17 protein-coding genes, 2 tRNA genes and 1 rRNA gene are annotated in these 16,735 nt (G+C 46.0%); 19 read left to right on the forward strand and 1 reads right to left on the reverse strand.

The features are described 5' to 3' along the window. Positions 1 to 398 precede the first annotated feature (398 nt). The 11 genes from ARB69_RS23910 to ARB69_RS23960 all read left to right on the forward strand — a co-directional run bounded on the left by ARB69_RS23910 (position 399) and on the right by ARB69_RS23960 (position 9,256). Complete coding sequence (locus tag ARB69_RS23910) at positions 399 to 1,715, forward strand: hemolysin family protein (protein WP_050640389.1); 1,317 nt, start codon at positions 399 to 401, stop codon at positions 1,713 to 1,715. Positions 1,716 to 1,796: 81 nt separating this feature from the next. Then, the gene (locus tag ARB69_RS23915) at positions 1,797 to 2,510 is read left to right on the forward strand and encodes an IMP cyclohydrolase (RefSeq protein WP_055155228.1); all 714 of its coding nucleotides are present in this window, start codon (positions 1,797 to 1,799) and stop codon (positions 2,508 to 2,510) included. 15 nt (positions 2,511 to 2,525) lie between these two features. Beyond that, complete coding sequence (locus ARB69_RS23920) at positions 2,526 to 3,704, forward strand: phosphoribosylaminoimidazolecarboxamide formyltransferase (protein WP_050640387.1); 1,179 nt, start codon at positions 2,526 to 2,528, stop codon at positions 3,702 to 3,704. A 21-nt stretch (positions 3,705 to 3,725) separates the two neighbouring features. Further along, entirely contained in the window at positions 3,726 to 4,232 is a 507-nt protein-coding gene (locus tag ARB69_RS23925; protein WP_055155229.1) for a YcxB family protein, read from the forward strand. Between the two features lie 19 nt (positions 4,233 to 4,251). Then, positions 4,252 to 4,677, forward strand: coding sequence for a tRNA (adenosine(37)-N6)-threonylcarbamoyltransferase complex ATPase subunit type 1 TsaE (gene tsaE, locus ARB69_RS23930; protein ID WP_050640385.1), 426 nt, complete (start codon positions 4,252 to 4,254; stop codon positions 4,675 to 4,677). 93 nt (positions 4,678 to 4,770) lie between these two features. Next, the gene (locus tag ARB69_RS23935) at positions 4,771 to 5,955 is read left to right on the forward strand and encodes a bifunctional tRNA (adenosine(37)-N6)-threonylcarbamoyltransferase complex dimerization subunit type 1 TsaB/ribosomal protein alanine acetyltransferase RimI (protein ID WP_050640384.1); all 1,185 of its coding nucleotides are present in this window, start codon (positions 4,771 to 4,773) and stop codon (positions 5,953 to 5,955) included. Positions 5,956 to 6,098: 143 nt separating this feature from the next. After that, complete coding sequence (locus tag ARB69_RS23940) at positions 6,099 to 6,332, forward strand: hypothetical protein (RefSeq protein ID WP_025656175.1); 234 nt, start codon at positions 6,099 to 6,101, stop codon at positions 6,330 to 6,332. A gap of 1 nt (position 6,333) precedes the next feature. Further along, positions 6,334 to 7,251 (forward strand): ribonuclease Z, encoded by a 918-nt coding sequence (locus ARB69_RS23945; protein ID WP_055155230.1) that lies wholly within the window; start codon positions 6,334 to 6,336, stop codon positions 7,249 to 7,251. A 22-nt stretch (positions 7,252 to 7,273) separates the two neighbouring features. Beyond that, on the forward strand, positions 7,274 to 8,302 hold the full coding sequence (gene tsaD, locus ARB69_RS23950; RefSeq protein WP_050640382.1) for a tRNA (adenosine(37)-N6)-threonylcarbamoyltransferase complex transferase subunit TsaD: 1,029 nt from the start codon (positions 7,274 to 7,276) through the stop codon (positions 8,300 to 8,302). Positions 8,303 to 8,358: 56 nt separating this feature from the next. Further along, positions 8,359 to 9,081: a 2-C-methyl-D-erythritol 4-phosphate cytidylyltransferase gene (ispD, locus tag ARB69_RS23955; RefSeq protein ID WP_055155231.1), complete on the forward strand. Its 723-nt coding sequence runs from the start codon at positions 8,359 to 8,361 to the stop codon at positions 9,079 to 9,081. An 89-nt stretch (positions 9,082 to 9,170) separates the two neighbouring features. Beyond that, positions 9,171 to 9,256: transfer RNA gene (locus ARB69_RS23960), tRNA-Ser, on the forward strand. A gap of 172 nt (positions 9,257 to 9,428) precedes the next feature. Here the strand turns inward: ARB69_RS23960 and ARB69_RS23965 are convergent. Then, entirely contained in the window at positions 9,429 to 10,343 is a 915-nt protein-coding gene (locus ARB69_RS23965; RefSeq protein WP_050640380.1) for a LysR family transcriptional regulator, read from the reverse strand. Between the two features lie 302 nt (positions 10,344 to 10,645). Here ARB69_RS23965 and ARB69_RS23970 point away from each other — a divergent pair, with 302 nt between their 5' ends. The 8 genes from ARB69_RS23970 to ARB69_RS24005 all read left to right on the forward strand — a co-directional run. Next, on the forward strand, positions 10,646 to 12,073 hold the full coding sequence (locus ARB69_RS23970) for a non-oxidative hydroxyarylic acid decarboxylases subunit C (protein WP_050640379.1): 1,428 nt from the start codon (positions 10,646 to 10,648) through the stop codon (positions 12,071 to 12,073). Positions 12,074 to 12,106: 33 nt separating this feature from the next. Then, positions 12,107 to 12,340 carry a non-oxidative hydroxyarylic acid decarboxylases subunit D gene (locus ARB69_RS23975; protein ID WP_275891926.1) on the forward strand — a complete coding sequence of 78 codons (234 nt, stop codon included), beginning with the start codon at positions 12,107 to 12,109 and terminating at the stop codon, positions 12,338 to 12,340. A gap of 135 nt (positions 12,341 to 12,475) precedes the next feature. Next, positions 12,476 to 13,858 carry an SLC13 family permease gene (locus tag ARB69_RS23980; RefSeq protein ID WP_050640378.1) on the forward strand — a complete coding sequence of 461 codons (1,383 nt, stop codon included), beginning with the start codon at positions 12,476 to 12,478 and terminating at the stop codon, positions 13,856 to 13,858. 153 nt (positions 13,859 to 14,011) lie between these two features. Beyond that, positions 14,012 to 14,590, forward strand: a complete 579-nt coding sequence (locus ARB69_RS23985; protein ID WP_050640377.1) for a UbiX family flavin prenyltransferase — start codon at positions 14,012 to 14,014, stop codon at positions 14,588 to 14,590. After that, positions 14,583 to 14,966, forward strand: a complete 384-nt coding sequence (locus ARB69_RS23990) for a hypothetical protein (RefSeq protein ID WP_055155232.1) — start codon at positions 14,583 to 14,585, stop codon at positions 14,964 to 14,966. The genes ARB69_RS23985 and ARB69_RS23990 overlap by 8 nt, the downstream gene beginning before the upstream one ends. Before the next feature lie 96 nt (positions 14,967 to 15,062). Further along, positions 15,063 to 15,665 carry an isopentenyl-diphosphate Delta-isomerase gene (gene idi / locus ARB69_RS23995; RefSeq protein WP_082202931.1) on the forward strand — a complete coding sequence of 201 codons (603 nt, stop codon included), beginning with the start codon at positions 15,063 to 15,065 and terminating at the stop codon, positions 15,663 to 15,665. A 301-nt stretch (positions 15,666 to 15,966) separates the two neighbouring features. Then, positions 15,967 to 16,056 (forward strand) — tRNA-Ser (locus ARB69_RS24000). A 423-nt stretch (positions 16,057 to 16,479) separates the two neighbouring features. After that, positions 16,480 to 16,735 (forward strand): 16S ribosomal RNA (locus tag ARB69_RS24005); the annotation flags it as partial.

Below are 16,735 nucleotides of genomic sequence, written 5' to 3' on the forward strand. Positions count from 1 at the left end.
TTAGTGATTCTTGAACAGCCGATGCCGGATAGGCGGGGAAAAACTTGATCACCAAATCAAGTTTTTGCTGAACCCAGCGCGGGAAATCATCAGATTTCCCGTGATGTGTTCAGCGTACCCGCCTATCCGGCAGCGGTTGTCCTAGGAGCAGTTGGCGCACGGGTGCATATCGCAACGGCATATACAGCCCCAGTACCTCCCCGGTCTCCCTGTCATAAAGCGTCCCCCCCTCATCCATCTACAAGCAAAAGTAAGTTTCTATAAAAATTTCAGTATTGCCAAATAGTCTGCTTCATGCTATACTCCATCTAAAAACATTCTGCAAAGAGGGGAGCCCCTTTCCGGAATGTAAACGCCACAGGCGTAAAAAATTATTATTAGGAGGATTATTTTTTACTATGGACTCAGACCCTGACGGGAACACGATTTTATTTCAACTGTTACTCTTATTATTTTTCACGCTCATGAATGCTTTTTTTGCCGGCGCCGAGATGGCTGTGGTCTCTGTGAATAAGAACAGGATCAGGAGCCTTGCGGAGGAGGGGAATAAAAAGGCAGTCGTGATCCAAAGCCTCTTTGAGGATTCTACGAAGTTTCTTTCAACGATTCAGGTAGCGATAACATTTGCCGGATTTTATTCCAGTGCATCTGCGGCGGCGGGGATTGCGCCTACGCTTGCGGCATGGCTTGAGAACATGAATGTACCGTACAGTATGGCGATTGCCAGAAATGGCGTGACTCTGCTTTTGATGTTCTTTAACCTTGTGTTTGGTGAGCTTGTGCCCAAAAGGATTGCACTGCAGAAGGCGGAGGCGTTCTGTATGGTGACGGTTATGCCGGTCCACTATATTTCTAAGATACTTTCCCCGTTTATTAAGCTATTGTCTGTATCGACGAAAGCTGTCCTGCGGCTGCTCAGGCTGAAGACAGAGGATCAGGAAGAGGCTGTGACAGAAGAAGAAATCAAAGCCCTGCTGAAGATGGGAAATGAAAATGGTACTTTTGAGGATGAAGAGCGGGAGATGATTAATTCCGTATTTTCATTTGACGACAGGACGGCCCGGGAAGTTATGGTGCCGAGACGGGACGTGTATGTGCTGGATGTGGAGGAGCCCTTTGCGACTCTGGCAGATGAAATTCTGGAATCCAGACATTCCAGAATCCCTGTGTATGAGGGGAATATTGATAATATCATCGGAATTCTTCATATCAAGGACGTGATGATTGAAGTGTGCAAGAAGGGCTGGGACGGCCTGGATATCAGGAAAGTGGTTCGTAAGCCCTATTTCGTGCCTGACACAAAGGATGCGGATGAATTGTTCCGGGACCTTCAGAAGTCCAGAAAGCACATGGCTGTATTGGTAGACGAATACGGCGGTTTTTCAGGAATTGTTACGGTGGAAGACCTGGTTGAAGAGATTATGGGAGAAATCAGCGAGGAATATGAAGAAGTTGTCCAGGAGATTATTCTGCTGAATGAAAATGAATATATGCTGGACGGCGGGATTCTCATAGATGACCTGAACGAAGAGATGGGACTGAAGTTGGTTACGGAGAATTATGACACCCTGTCAGGATATCTGATTGAACAACTGGGGTATATTCCGGGCAAGGAGAGCAGGGAAACAATTGCGGCAGACCAGGTGGAATTTTCTATTGAGGAGATGAAGGGGAATCGGATCAGCAAAGTGCGCATGAGAAAAAACTCAGCTTAGTTATTGAACTTACGCGAGTTCGCAGGTATAATAAGTCTGTATACAGCGAAATAATCATGAAATTCAAAGGAGAGCCATCTTATGAAAATGTTATCAATCGAGCAGGAATTAAAGAATAACTCGTATCCCGGGAGAGGTATTATCATTGGGAAGAGTGAAGACGGCAAAAAAGCCGTGACTGCTTATTTCATTATGGGAAGAAGCGAGAACAGCCGCAACCGCATCTTTGTGGAAGATGGGGAAGGAATCAGGACACAGGCGTTCGACCCTTCCAAACTGACAGACCCGAGCCTTATTATTTATGCACCGGTTCGCGTACTGGGCAATAAAACGATCGTGACAAACGGGGATCAGACAGACACCATATATGAAGGCATGGACAGGCAGATGACATTTGAGCAGAGTCTGCGCTCAAGAGAATTTGAGCCGGATGGCCCTAACTATACACCCCGTATTTCCGGGATTATGCACCTGGAAAACGGCAGATATAACTATGCAATGTCTATCTTAAAGAGCAGCAATGGGAATCCGGAGAGCTGCAGCAGGTATACATTCGCTTATGAAAATCCTCTGGCGGGAGAGGGACATTTTATCCATACATACATGTGTGATGGAACCCCCCTGCCGAGTTTTGAGGGAGAGCCAAAGCTGATATCTGTTCCGGATGATATCGAACGCTTCACAGAGATTTTGTGGAACAGTCTGAATGAGGACAACAAGGTTTCTCTTTTTGTGCGTTATATAGATATCGAGAACGGAAAATACGAGACAAAGATTGTAAATAAGAATCAATAAGGAGCGAAGGATAAAATGAATGAATTAGAATTGAAATATGGCTGTAACCCGAACCAGAAGCCGTCCAGAATCTATATGGAGGATGGCAGCGAACTGCCGATCAGGGTGCTTTGCGGACGCCCGGGTTATATTAACTTTCTGGATGCGTTCAATGGCTGGCAGCTGGTCAGTGAACTGAAGAAGGCCACCGGCCTGCCGGCTGCGACCTCATTTAAACATGTGTCTCCGGCAGGGGCTGCCGTAGGGCTTCCTTTGGATGAAACACTGGCTAAGATTTACTGGGTAGAAGACCTGGGTGAGCTGTCTCCTCTGGCATGCGCATATGCGAGAGCGAGGGGAGCCGACAGGATGTCCTCTTTTGGTGATTTTATTTCCCTGTCTGATGTCTGCGATGCGGACACCGCAAGGCTGATTAAGAGAGAGGTGTCAGACGGTGTGATTGCACCCGGCTATGAGCCGGAAGCTCTTGAGATTTTAAAGCAGAAGAAAAATGGCAACTATAATGTCATAGAGATTGACCCGAACTACGTTCCGGCTCCGTTGGAGCGCAAAGAGGTATTTGGAATTACATTTGAGCAGGGAAGGAATGAACTGAAGATTGATGAGGAATTCTTTGCAAATGTAGTTACAGAGAATAAAGACATTCCGGAATCAGCCAAAATGGATCTGGCGATTTCAATGATTACGTTGAAGTATACTCAGTCCAACTCCGTATGCTATGTAAAAGACGGGCAGGCAATCGGCATCGGGGCAGGGCAGCAGTCCCGGATTCACTGTACAAGACTGGCAGGACAAAAAGCAGACAACTGGTGGCTGCGTCAGTGCCCCAAGGTACTGGAACTGCCGTTTAAAGATGATATCAGGCGTGCAGACAGAGACAATGCCATTGATCTGTACATCGGAGAGGAATATATGGATGTCCTTGCCGACGGCGTCTGGGAGAATACATTTAAAGAAAAACCAGAAGTATTTACCAGGGAAGAGAAGCGCGAATGGCTTGATAAGCTCACCGGTGTGGCGCTTGGTTCTGATGCATTCTTCCCCTTTGGCGATAATATCGAGCGCGCTTACAAAAGCGGCGTAAAGTACGTAGCTCAGCCGGGGGGATCAGTGAGAGACGACAATGTAATCGAGGCATGCAACAGGCATCAGATGGCGATGGCATTTACAGGACTGCGTCTGTTCCATCATTAGAATCGTTTGAAAGGATGGGCTATGTCAGTCAGATTTGAGATACGAATGACGCAGCAGGCAATGTATAGTTTTATGCTGCATCATAATTATACACAGCTGTCAGGGATACTGGAGGTAGTTTTTGGCACTGTGATTTTGGCGATGGGGCTGAAGCAGGCGGAGTCCGGAAAGACTGCGGGTGCGGTGCTTTTATTTTTCATCACAGCACTTGTATTTGCGTATCCGCCGGTTATGCTCCGGATACGGGCAAAACGCCGGGTGGAGAATACGCCCGTATTTAAAAAGCCTTTGTGTTATGAACTTTCCGACAACGGTGTCAAAGTGATACAGGAAGACCGGGAAAACGAGAACCCCTGGCAGGACTTTCAACGGGCGGTTTCCACTGGGCAGGCGCTTGTGCTGTATATGGATAAAAGCCGTGCCGTTATCTTTCCAAGGAATCAGATCGGAGAGAAATGGGCGGCTGCGGCAGAGATGATCTCTACCCACATGCCGCCGGACAAGGTTCGGATCCGGCAGGTAAATTAAGCTTGAAAGAGGGGAGAATATGGTATTGGAATCAAGAAGTGCCGAACAGACATTTCAAATCGGCGTCAGGCTGGGGCAGAAGGCGAAGCCGGGACAGGTATATACCCTGACCGGCGATCTTGGTGTGGGCAAGACCGTATTTACCCAGGGATTTGCGAAAGGGCTTGGGATTGAGGAGCCTGTGTGCAGCCCTACGTTTACAATCGTTCAGGAATACGGGGAAGGGCGGCTGCCGTTTTACCATTTTGACGTCTACCGCATCGGTGATGTGGAGGAGATGGATGAAGTGGGTTACGAGGATTATATTATGGGCCAGGGCGTTTCTCTGATCGAGTGGGCCGGCCTGATTGAAGAGATCCTCCCGGAAAATCGTACGGAAGTGATTATAGAAAAAGATCTGGAACAGGGATTTGAATATCGCAGAATAACGATCGAAGAGATGTAGGGATAACGAACGGGGGCAGACGGGTGCTGGCCCCTTTATGTAGCAGTTCAGGCCTGCCTGAACTGTTACCCCTTTATAGAGAGGAAGTATGACATGCGGGTATTGGCAATTGACAGCTCCGGGCTGACCGCCACGGTGGCGGTAGTGGAGGAGGACAGAACCATAGCGGAATATACGATTGACTATAAAAAGACCCATTCACAGACACTTCTGCCTATGATTGATGAAGTGGCAAAGATGGTGGAACTGGATCTTGCTTCCATAGATGCAATCGCAGTGGCGGGGGGGCCGGGCTCTTTTACGGGTCTGCGTATCGGCTCCGCAACGGCGAAAGGGCTGGGGCTTGCACTGGAGAAACCCTTGCTGCACATTCCCACGGTGGACGGCCTGGCATATCAAGTCTACGGATGTGAGGATATCATATGTCCGATTATGGACGCGCGCAGAAATCAGGTATATACCGGGATTTATACATTTTCAAAAAAAGCGGGCAGGAAAGAGGGGACCAATCGGGTGGAACCCTGCTTTCAGGTGCTGAAGATGCAGATGGCGGTATCCATAGACGAACTGCTGCGCCGCCTGAATGCGTATGGAAGGCCGGTGGTGTTCCTGGGGGACGGTGTACCTGTGCACAGAGATGTGATCGATAAGTATATTCAGGTGCCGTATTCCTTTGCACCGCCCTATATGAGCCGCCAGCGTGCAGCAGCAGTAGGGGCCCTGGGGATACAGTATTACAAGGCCGGAAAGATTGAGACTGCCGGGGAGCATCAGCCGGAGTATCTCCGGGTGTCGCAGGCCGAACGGGAACGTGCAGAGCGGGAAAAACAGGCCGAGCTGATCATCCGGTATCTGAGGGCGGAGGATGCGGCTGCTGCAGCTGAGATGGAGCGGCAGATATTTTCGGATCCATGGAGCGAGACAAGTGTGCTGGACACCATCAATCAACCGCAGACAATCTGTATAGCAGCAGAAAAGGCGGGAAGGCTTATAGGATATATGCTGGCTTACGAGGCTGCGGGAGAAGCAGAGATTGTCCGCATTGCAGTGGAGAAAGAATCCAGGCGGCAAGGGGCAGGCAGCCATCTGATGCTGAAACTGGAAAATATATGTGAAGAAAGAAAGATCAATAAAATACTTCTGGATGTGCGGGAGAGCAACGCGGCGGCACGCACCTTCTATGAAGAAGAGGGGTTTGCGGAGGATGGCATCAGGCAGAATTTTTACGATGATCCGAAGGAAGATGCTGTGCTGATGAGCAGAAGGCTGGGAAGATAATTGGCAGATGCCAGGGCTATATGCATGGGGATGTAAATAGTTACGGTAATTGAGGAAGCACTTCCCAGTATGAAATCAGCTCAAAAGCCGATATAATGAAGGCGTAACAAAAGTGAAATGTACACAACACAGGAGGAATTTGTATGCGCCAGTATCAAGTAAAAGAAACAAAAGAAGTAAATAAAATTATCTGCAATAAATGCGGAAAAGAAATACCGGTCGTAAATGGGCATGCGGAGGAAGGCATCCTGAGTGTGGATCATACATGGGGATACTTTTCGAATAAGGATGGAGAGAGACATTCCTTTGATTTATGTGAATCCTGCTATGATGAGCTCCTTGCATCATTTCAGATACCGGCAGAAATAGAGGGATAATATGTTAGATGTATGTTTACTCGGAAGCGGCGGCATGATGCCGCTTCCTTATCGGTGGCTGACTGCCCTGATGACGAGATTTAACGGCAGCAGTCTGCTGATAGACTGCGGAGAAGGGACACAGATTGCAATCAAAGAAAAAGGCTGGAGCTTTAAGCCAATTGACGTCATCTGTTTTACACATTATCACGGCGACCATATCAGCGGGCTTCCGGGACTGCTTCTCACGATGGGAAATGCGGACCGGAGGGAACCCCTTACTCTGATTGGCCCCAAAGGACTGGAAAGGGTTGTGAATGCGCTGAGAGTCATCGCGCCGGAGCTTCCGTTTCCGATTCGTTTTTTAGAAATAGAAGGGGCGCAGCAGACATTTGAGATGAACGGCTACCGCCTGAAGGCATTCCGTGTGAACCATAATGTACTCTGCTACGGATATACACTGGAGATCGACAGGGCCGGAAAGTTTGATATAGAAAGAGCGAAGGCGCAGGGGATACCTATGCAATGCTGGAATCCGCTGCAAAAGGGTGAGACCGTGGAACTGGACGGAAGGATTTTGACGCCGGATATGGTTCTGGGCGCTCCGCGTAAAGGAATTAAAGTTACCTATACAACCGATACAAGACCGACGGAGTCCATCCGGGAAAATGCAAAGGATTCGGATCTGTTTATATGTGAAGGGATGTACGGAGAAAAAGAGAAAGCTGCAAAAGCGGTAGAATATAAGCATATGACCTTCTATGAGGCGGCACAACTGGCCAGGGAAGCGCAGGTGGGGGAACTTTGGCTGACGCACTACAGTCCATCCCTTACCAGGCCGGAAGAGTATATGGATGATGTGAGAAAGATCTTTCCGGCGGCAAAGCCCGGCAAGGACAGAATGTCTGTGGAACTGGCATTTTCTGAGAATCAGCTTTGAAGCGGGTAATAGGAGGCACATTATGAAAGAAATTCGAAATATTAATATACTTGCAATTGAGAGTTCCTGCGATGAAACTGCGGCCGCGGTTGTGAACAATGGCCGTGAAGTGCTGTCGAATGTGATTTCATCCCAGATTGAGCTTCATAAGCTGTATGGCGGCGTGGTGCCCGAGATTGCATCCAGAAAGCATATTGAAAAGATCAATCAGGTAATAGAACAGGCTCTTAAGGACGCCAATATGACGCTGGATGATATCGATGCGGTTGGAGTGACATACGGCCCGGGACTTGTGGGCGCGCTTCTGGTGGGAGTGGCGGAGGCTAAGGCAATTGCCTATGCAAAGAAGCTTCCCCTGATCGGCGTACATCACATAGAAGGACATATTTCTGCAAATTATATTGAACATCCCAGCCTGGAACCGCCGTTTTTATGCCTGGTTGTGTCGGGCGGGCATACGCATCTTGTCTGCGTAAAAGAATACGGTAAATATGATATTTTAGGACGCACGCGGGACGATGCGGCAGGAGAAGCCTATGATAAAGTGGCGAGGGCCATCGGTCTCGGCTATCCGGGAGGGCCGAAGATTGACCGCCTGGCAAAAGAAGGGAATCCGGATGCAGTTAAATTTCCAAGGGCTCATATAGAGGGCGCGCCTTATGATTTCAGCTTCAGCGGACTGAAATCAGCGGTTCTGAATTATATCAATGGCTGCCAGATGAAAGGACAGACCTACAATCCGGCAGATATTGCCGCCTCTTTCCAGAAAGCTGTCGTGGATGTGCTGGTGGAAAACTCCATGAACGCGGTGGAGGAATTCAGCATGAACAAGTTTGCCATTGCCGGCGGTGTGGCATCCAACAGCGCCCTTAGGGAAGGAATGAAGGAAGCCTGTGAAAAGAGAGGAATCGAATTTTTCTATCCTTCACCGATTTACTGTACGGATAACGCAGCCATGATTGGGGCCGCCGCCTATTATGAATATTTGGCGGGAACCAGGCATGGCTGGGATTTGAATGCGGTGCCGAATCTGAAGCTGGGGGAACGTTAGGAGAGAGGATTCCTGTGCACACCCGAAAGGGGTACGCGGTAACGAGAGAGGTGTATATGGGGAAAATACATTGTACCGCCATTGTACTGGCGGCAGGGCAGGGAAAGAGAATGGGAACAAAAGTACACAAGCAGTATCTGCTGCTTGCGGATCGTCCGGTACTCTATTATTCTCTGAAAGCTTTCGAAGATTCACCGCTTATTGACGAGGTTTTTCTGATAACGGGAGCAGGGGAAGAAGAATACTGCAGGGAGAAGATCGTCAATCCGTACCATTTTACAAAAGTAAGCAGGATCATGCACGGAGGCGCGGAACGCTATCATTCTGTCTGGAACGGCCTTCAGGAACTGGAGGAACATGGTTATGTCTTTATTCACGACGGAGCCCGTCCCTTTGTGGACAGCGGAATCATCGAGAGGGCTTACGAGGAAGTCCGGGAACACAAGGCCTGCGTAGTCGGCATGCCCGTAAAAGATACCATCAAGGTGGCGGATGAACACGGTAATGTGGAAACGACGCCGGACAGAAGCAGGCTGTGGATGGTGCAGACTCCCCAGGTTTTTGAAAATCATTTAGTAAGAGGTGCATATTCTATGCTGATGAGGGAAAGCTATATCAATGTGACGGATGATGCTATGGTTGTGGAGCAGATGCTGCGGTATCCCATCAGGCTGGTTTATGGTTCCTATGAGAACATAAAGATCACAACTCCCGAAGACCTGGAGATGGCAGAGGTGTTTCTGAAAAGACGCAGTGAAAAATTACAAAAAAGATATTGACATATATTTCATAAATATGCTACAATATCCAATGTCGCGAAAGCTGACAATACAATTGAACTTATTCTGCCAGGTGCAGGTAAGAGACTGGAGAGGTATCGAAGTGGTCATAACGAGGCGGTCTTGAAAACCGTTTGTCCGCAAGGGCGCGTGGGTTCGAATCCCACCCTCTCCGTTTTAGCAAAAGGTAGTGGAATCCGGTAAGGTTATCGGTTCTGCTATTTTTTTATAAAAACTGTCGGTTAAGATAAATACGAAAAAAGACGCTGCATCAATGAACGGTTCGAGCCAGAACGGTTATTGATGCAGCGTCTTTTTTATGTAAGACGGCATTGCATGTCTGATATTTAAGAAAATGATTCCTTGTCCATTTCTTGATAAGTAGATTCAAAATACTTGAAGAGCAGATTCAGAGGCTCCGATGCCGGCACGTTTTTTGGACGTACAAGGCAGATCTTTGATTTGATAGGTTTCTTAAAATGAGCCACCCTGATGTTTGGAAACACTGCGGCGGCTACTAAATTGCCCGGTATAACGGCAACACCAAAATTCGCATTTACCATGGACAGGATCTGTTCATGATGCTTATAAAGATAAGAAAATCTAGGATATAGGTTTCTTTCGTGAAATAACTGCTTGATGGTTGTGTGGAGTGAGGAGGACTCATCAAAGGAAATGAGGGGATGGTCGGCGATCTCCTCCAGTGTTACATACTCTTTATCCAAGTGCTCCATCTTATCAGGATATATAAGAACCAGTTCTTCTTCTAAATAGGTTACATATTCATATTTGGACAAGTCAAAAGAATCTGTGCGGAGAATTGCCGCATCAATCTGCCCAAACTGCATCATATTCTGCAATTCCTCCTGTTCCCGTTCCAGCAGATTTATATAGATATTGGAGGAGCCGATGAGCTTCTGGAAAAAAACAATATCATTGTTCAGGCTATATTCGTTGATGATGGGGAGTACCCCTAAAATTAAAGCCGTCTTGGACAAATTGCCATTTATCTGATTTAAGTCAGACATCATGGAGGAATAATCTTTGGAAAATTTAGTTGCATATTCCAAAAAGCGTTCACCCGCGGGAGTCAAAGAGTTTTCTTTGGCCTCTCTAATAAAAAGGGTGTGTCCAAGTTCCAATTCCAGAGCTTTAATTTGTTTGGACAAAGAAGATTGGGATATGTATAGTTCGTCGCTTGCCTGCGTAAAGGTTTTATGCTTTACAACTGCGAGAAAATACATGATCTGTGAAAGGGTCATATGCCACACCTCCGTGATTCATGCGGGATTTTATTTTATATTCTATTCGAATTTCGACAGGATATTCCTGGATTATAGGCTGGGTAATCCAGAGCACATCTCATTTGTTAAATATTATACTAAATGCGTTGATAAACCTGCAATTCCATTATGGAATAATACTCGGGAGAAATGTGAATTGCGTTTTACGGCTGAAAAAACCTATAATGAACTCGTAAACAAAAGCGCTTTGTTGAACTAAATTAACAAAATGTAACAAGAGGTTTCTAAATTAATCAGCGAATAGGTAAGGAGGAAAAGGCGTGGCAAAAGTATACAAAGACTTAAGGGAATTTCTGGCGACCCTGGAGGAAGAAGGTCAACTGGTACGAGTGAAAGAAGAAGTGATGCCTGAGCCGGATATTGCATCTGCAGGACGTGCGGCAGCAAATATCAAAAACGGGCCGGCTGTATTATTCGAAAACATCAACGGTTATCAAGGGAAGGTAGTAACAAACGTTCACGGTTCATGGCCAAATCATGCGTTAATGATGGGCATGCCAAAAGACACACCGGTTAAGGAACAGTTTTTTGAACTGAACCGCAGATGGGATAAATTCCCGGTACCGCCCAATATTGTTGAAAGAGATGCGGCTCCATGCAAGGAAAATGTAGTGGATAAAGACATCAATCTTTTTGAAGTCCTCCCGCTTTACAGAATCAATGATCAGGACAGCGGTTTCTTTATCTCCAAGGCATCGGTGGTAACTGCTGATCCGGAAGATCCGGGCAACTTCGATAAAATGAATGTAGGTACATATCGTATTCAGGTGAAAGATAAAGACAGAATTGGTATTCAGGCCCTGGCTATGCACGATATCGCTGTGCAGCTGGAAAAAGCTGAACGTAAAAATGAGAAAGTGCCGATCGCAATTGCGCTTGGTAATAACCCGCTGGTAACCTTCATGGCTTCCACACCGGTTGGATATACGCAAAATGAATATGAGTTTGTAGGTGCGCTTCAGGATGGAGTTCCGATTGACATTGTAAAAGCTGATTTGAGTGATCACCTCTATGTTCCGGCAGGAAGTGAGGTTATTTTGGAAGGCTACATCGAGCCCCGCGTACGTGAAGTGGAAGGACCATTCGGTGAGTTCCCCGGCTCATACTCAGGAGCACGTAATCAGTGTGTTGTAAAGATTGAGCATATTACACACAGAACAGATCCGATTTTTGAGAATCTGTATCTTGGTATCCCATGGACAGAGATTGATTATCTGATGGCACTGAATACTTCTGTACCTCTGTACAAACAGATTAAAGAAGGGTTCCCGGAACTGGTAGCATTGAATGCAATGTATATGCATGGGCATATCGCAATTATTTCTACCAAATGCCGTTATGGCGGATATGGAAAAGGCATTGCATTCCGTCTGTTATCCACACCGCACGGTATGCCTTATACTAAGATCGTAATTGTTGTAGATGAATATGTGGATCCATTTAACCTGGAACAGGTTATGTGGGCAATGGCATCGAGAGTAAAACCGGACAAAGATGTTGCAATTATTCCGAACTGCCCTGGTATGCCTCTTGATCCTTCCTCTTATCCGGCAGGTATGCATACAAAGATGATTATTGATGCGACAACACCAGTAGCGCCAGAGCCGAATCCGCGTGCAGTAGAACTCCTTGAGCCCCCGGCAAAAACAGGTGAGTGGGAAGAAAAACTTCGCGAATTATTCAAATAAGACAAAAGGCATGTAAATCATCTGCAGGAGCGGATGTCTGCAATATTGAAGGAGGTAGAAGATATGACTTGTCCACGTTGTGGTAGTGACAAAATAAGAGTAATGGTAAAATCTCCGGTTGGAGATGCATGGGAAGTATACGTGTGTGAAACTTGTGTGTATTCATGGAGATCAACAGAAAATCCTGATATTCATGAAAAATTCAAATTAAATCCGGAAGAGATCCCGGAATTACAGGTTATTCCGCCGGTACCACCGCTTGATTAATGAAGTGTTCTGAGATCAAATGACGAGAGGGCCTGTTCCATTACCAGAACAGGCCTTCTGGTAAATATGGCTGAAAATGATATCAAACTACAAGAATAGTTAAATAAAAATAAATGAGTAAAAGGGGGTCTACTAATGAACAAGAAAGTCATAGGCTTTCTGGCGGGTATTGCAGTGGCGGTTGTTATTATGCTTTTACCATTATCCGGAATGGAACCAGAAGGTCAGAGATGTCTGGCATTAAGTTTAATGACCGTAGTATGGTGGGCGACAAATGTGGCGCAGTCGGGCTTTGTAGGTGGTTTTTATCTGATTATGCTGATTGTGTGCAAGGTTGCGACACCCGACCTTGTGTTTAAATCATGGTATGGTTCCTCTACCATGTGGCTTGTTATGGGAGCATATATGATTGCGGGGGCGGTAAAAGACTCCGGTCTTGGCGAACGTATTGCATATGCATTTATCAAGAAATTTGTGCGGTCTTACAACGGAATCATTATTTCGATTTTTGTGCTGACGTTTATCATGAGTGTACTGATACCACATCCATGGCCGAGAGCATTCCTGATTATGTCAGTTATGGCAGTCGTGATTCAAAGTGCTAAGATCCCGAAAGTAGATGCAGTTAAAATTGGTTTCACTGTATTCGCGGCATCGGTGCCGGTATCTTTGATTTTCCTGACCGGCGACAGTGTCATCAATCCGCTGGCTGCCTCCTATGCAGGCGACAGTATAAGCATCGGCTGGATAGGGTGGTTCCAGTATATGGGAATCCCGGCAATCGTTGCATCTGTAATTACACTGGTTCTGATTCTGTTTCTTTTCAAACCTTCTCAGCCGGTAACCATCAATCTTCAGGAAATCGAAGAAAAACAAAAAGCACAGGGGCCGATGAGCAGTTTGGAGAAGAGAACTGCAATATGGCTTATTATTGCGATTATATTATGGATGACAGACTCGATTCATGGGATTGATATCGGATGGGTCACAATGGGCGTAGCGATGTGCATGAGCCTTCCGCTTATCGGAGGAGTCCTTACTGTAAAATCCTGGGGGCAGGTACCGGTGCATGTATTGGTATTTCTGACATCTGCTATGGCGATTGGTACTGTAGGTGGGGCTACCGGTATGAATATGTGGATTGCAAATACAATTCTGCCTGAAAATCTGCCGGGAAATCTTTTCATATTAGCATTGCTGATTGCACTGATTTCAATGATCGTGCATATGTTCATGGGTTCTGTAATCGCTGTAATGGGAGTTGTTATTCCTTCTGTTCTGATCCTGACTGAATCTATGGGGATTCCACCGATTGTAACAGCACTTATCGTATATATGGCAATCGCATCACACTATATTCTTCCATTCCATCATCTGAATATGCTGGTGGGACAGGGTGAAGAAAACGGAATGTATACACAAAAGGAAACAATCCGGCTTGGCGTTCCGCTGACAGTTGTAGTATTTATTCTGGTATTAGTGGAAGTACTCTGGTGGAATATAGTAGGTCTGGTATAATACAGGACCTGGCGTTGAAAAACAGTGTGTTAACAGTAAAAGAGCCGGAACTTAAGGGACAAATTTTATAAATATGATATAGGCCGGAGCTTGTCGAAAAGTTTCCGACCTATTTCTATAAAAGAAGCTTATTAAAAGGGAGGAAGTAGAGGTATGAGAATTATTGTTGGTGTAACAGGCGCTACAGGTGTAGAGATGAGTTATTATTTGATGCAGGCTCTGAAAAGTATAGAGGGGTGTAAAATACATTTGGTATTGAGCAGCGGTGCAAAGGCAACATGGGAACTGGAGAGTGAAATCCCCATGGAGAAGCTGCTTGCCCTTGCTGATGTAGTTCACGATGAAAGAAATATGGCAGCCTCCATATCCAGCGGTTCTTTTGTGACGGAAGGCATGATTGTCATGCCCTGCAGTATGAAGTCTCTTGCGGGGATTGCAGCCGGTTATGCGGATACACTGATTATCCGTGCAGCAGATGTCTGTTTGAAAGAGGGACGCAAAGTTGTATTGGTTCCTAGGGAAATGCCTCTGAACCGCATTCACCTGAGGAACATGAAAGAAGCGGCAGATGCAGGATGCACAATTATTCCACCGGTGCTGACTTTTTATAATGGGCCAAAGACGATTGGCGATCAGATCAACCATATCGTAGGTAAGATTTTGGCACAGTTTGGGATTTCTTATGATAAGTTTGTTCCATGGAAAGGGAAGGAGGAAATACAGGATGAATGACCGCGTACTAAGACAGGAGTTGTTTAACGGGTACTATGTACAATGTGAGGTGGTCGAAATGGGAAAAGATTACATGCTGGCAGTTTACGGCGGGGATACACCGCACATAGGCAGTGTGGTTATGTCGATAGCAAGGCCGAGTCTGACCGGTGAGGGCATTGGCGTTACCTCCAGTGTGATCAACGGAACCGGGCACAAAGATGAAGACATAGGCAGATGGTTTGCAGAGAGCCTGGCGAAAAAAAAGAACTGCATTGTGATCTGCGGATGCGGAATTCATGTAGACGGCATCACTCCGGATCAGATCGGCATGGTAAAGACAAACTGTGGTGTACTCCTTGAAAAGTTATTAGTAAAGACCAGTTGTGAGAAATAGGTGGCTGGCACTAGCCATAGTAATGTGATAATATATAAATAAAAATATTTTACTATGATAATGCCGTCATATAGGAACGGTGGAATGGAGAGACTTATGGAAGGAAAACAGCGAATGGAGCCACAGGAAGGAATGGAGAGGGTTAAGGAGGATAACTTACAGGAACAGGTCGTTCTGGTGGATATGAATGACCAAAAAATTGGATGTATGGAAAAAATGAGGGCCCATGAAGAGGGGCGCCTTCACCGGGCGTTTTCCGTATTTCTGTATAAGGATGACGCAATACTGCTGCAGCAGCGGGCAAAAGAAAAATATCACTGCGGCGGATTATGGACCAATACCTGCTGTTCGCACCCGAGAATGGGGGAGAGCGTATATCAGGCAGCCTGCAGGCGTCTTCAGGAAGAACTGGGAATAAAGACCACGGATCTGGAAGAAATCCAGTCCTTTGTCTATCGCTATACATTTGAAAACGGATTGACTGAGTTTGAATTTGACCATGTGCTGGCAGGAGAGTACAGGGGCGCCTGGACAGAAAACCCAGAGGAAGTGGAAGCGGTAAGATGGGTGAAAATGAAAGATCTTATGTCCGATATCCAAGAAAACCCGGAGCATTATACGCCCTGGTTTATGATAGCGCTGAAAGAGGTCATGGAATACGTGAATAAGAAATTACAGGCAGGCAAAGACAGCATATAAGTGGAGAAGATTATGCCCCCGTTTCCTTCAGATTCTGTATATAATTGAGCGTCAGGCTGTTAGAAGGATCTTACGAAAAGGGTCCTGATTAAAAAAAGGGGGCTTACTTTTCGTTTGCGTATTTAATCAAATGGCTGGTTTAAATTCCGGCTGAAAAAGAATGCCGAAGAGGGCCGGACTGCATATGGCATAAAATGTCTGAAAATTACCGCGTAAAATGTAAAAAGAAGAAAATTAAAAAAAGATTAAAAAGGACTAGACAAGAAGGCTGGTTTCGTGTATATTTAATAGCGGACGTTTTGGAGAAGTACCCAAGCTGGCCGAAGGGGCTCCCCTGGAAAGGGAGTAGGTCGTTAATAGCGGCGCGAGGGTTCAAATCCCTCCTTCTCCGTTTGTTCTGTTTACATGGCGAAACACAGTTTCGACAGTTACAGAACGGCATATCTGAGTGTGTTAAGAAAAAATGAAAATTTTGTAAAAAAGTTTTAAAAAATGTCTTGACAAACTAGTACAGGAAATGCTAATATGTTTAAGCTGACTCGAGAGAGGACAGGCAAACAGAAAAAAAGAAAAATAAAAAAGTTCTTGACAAAGCAAAATGGACATGGTAAAATATGGAAGTTCGCTTATTGAGAACGGCAAAGAACCTTGATAATTAAACAATAGACAACAAACCCTTGAAAATTTCTTATAGAGAAAATTTTTAAGAACAGCATCATAATGATGCACCCATCACTGAGATTAATCTCGGTGGTAAGAACAGTAAAAGGGATAGAATTAGCTAGTAGTTAATTCTGACCTGGATACAAACACTTTTAACGAGAGTTTGATCCTGGCTCAGGATGAACGCTGGCGGCGTGCTTAACACATGCAAGTCGAGCGAAGCACTTTACTTAGATTTCTTCGGAATGAAGAGTGTTGTGACTGAGCGGCGGACGGGTGAGTAACGCGTGGGTAACCTGCCTCATACAGGGGGATAACAGTTAGAAATGACTGCTAATACCGCATAAGACCACAGTACCGCATGGTACCGTGGGAAAAACTCCGGTGGTATGAGATGGACCCGCGTC

It is taken from the genome of Faecalicatena contorta, from assembly GCF_001404335.1.
Classification (GTDB): domain Bacteria; phylum Bacillota; class Clostridia; order Lachnospirales; family Lachnospiraceae; genus Faecalicatena; species Faecalicatena contortus_B.

What these genes read in the sequence shown, in the direction of transcription:
- ARB69_RS23910 (WP_050640389.1), top strand. Translation starts at nt 399, where the DNA reads ATGGACTCAGACCCTGACGGGAACACGATTTTATTTCAACTGTTACTC.
- ARB69_RS23915 (WP_055155228.1), top strand. Translation starts at nt 1,797, where the DNA reads ATGAAAATGTTATCAATCGAGCAGGAATTAAAGAATAACTCGTATCCC.
- ARB69_RS23920 (WP_050640387.1), top strand. Translation starts at nt 2,526, where the DNA reads ATGAATGAATTAGAATTGAAATATGGCTGTAACCCGAACCAGAAGCCG.
- ARB69_RS23925 (WP_055155229.1), top strand. Translation starts at nt 3,726, where the DNA reads ATGTCAGTCAGATTTGAGATACGAATGACGCAGCAGGCAATGTATAGT.
- tsaE (WP_050640385.1), top strand. Translation starts at nt 4,252, where the DNA reads ATGGTATTGGAATCAAGAAGTGCCGAACAGACATTTCAAATCGGCGTC.
- ARB69_RS23935 (WP_050640384.1), top strand. Translation starts at nt 4,771, where the DNA reads ATGCGGGTATTGGCAATTGACAGCTCCGGGCTGACCGCCACGGTGGCG.
- ARB69_RS23940 (WP_025656175.1), top strand. Translation starts at nt 6,099, where the DNA reads ATGCGCCAGTATCAAGTAAAAGAAACAAAAGAAGTAAATAAAATTATC.
- ARB69_RS23945 (WP_055155230.1), top strand. Translation starts at nt 6,334, where the DNA reads ATGTTAGATGTATGTTTACTCGGAAGCGGCGGCATGATGCCGCTTCCT.
- tsaD (WP_050640382.1), top strand. Translation starts at nt 7,274, where the DNA reads ATGAAAGAAATTCGAAATATTAATATACTTGCAATTGAGAGTTCCTGC.
- ispD (WP_055155231.1), top strand. Translation starts at nt 8,359, where the DNA reads ATGGGGAAAATACATTGTACCGCCATTGTACTGGCGGCAGGGCAGGGA.
- ARB69_RS23965 (WP_050640380.1), bottom strand. Translation starts at nt 10,343, where the DNA reads ATGACCCTTTCACAGATCATGTATTTTCTCGCAGTTGTAAAGCATAAA.
- ARB69_RS23975 (WP_275891926.1), top strand. Translation starts at nt 12,107, where the DNA reads ATGTCTGCAATATTGAAGGAGGTAGAAGATATGACTTGTCCACGTTGT.
- ARB69_RS23980 (WP_050640378.1), top strand. Translation starts at nt 12,476, where the DNA reads ATGAACAAGAAAGTCATAGGCTTTCTGGCGGGTATTGCAGTGGCGGTT.
- ARB69_RS23985 (WP_050640377.1), top strand. Translation starts at nt 14,012, where the DNA reads ATGAGAATTATTGTTGGTGTAACAGGCGCTACAGGTGTAGAGATGAGT.
- ARB69_RS23990 (WP_055155232.1), top strand. Translation starts at nt 14,583, where the DNA reads ATGAATGACCGCGTACTAAGACAGGAGTTGTTTAACGGGTACTATGTA.
- idi (WP_082202931.1), top strand. Translation starts at nt 15,063, where the DNA reads ATGGAAGGAAAACAGCGAATGGAGCCACAGGAAGGAATGGAGAGGGTT.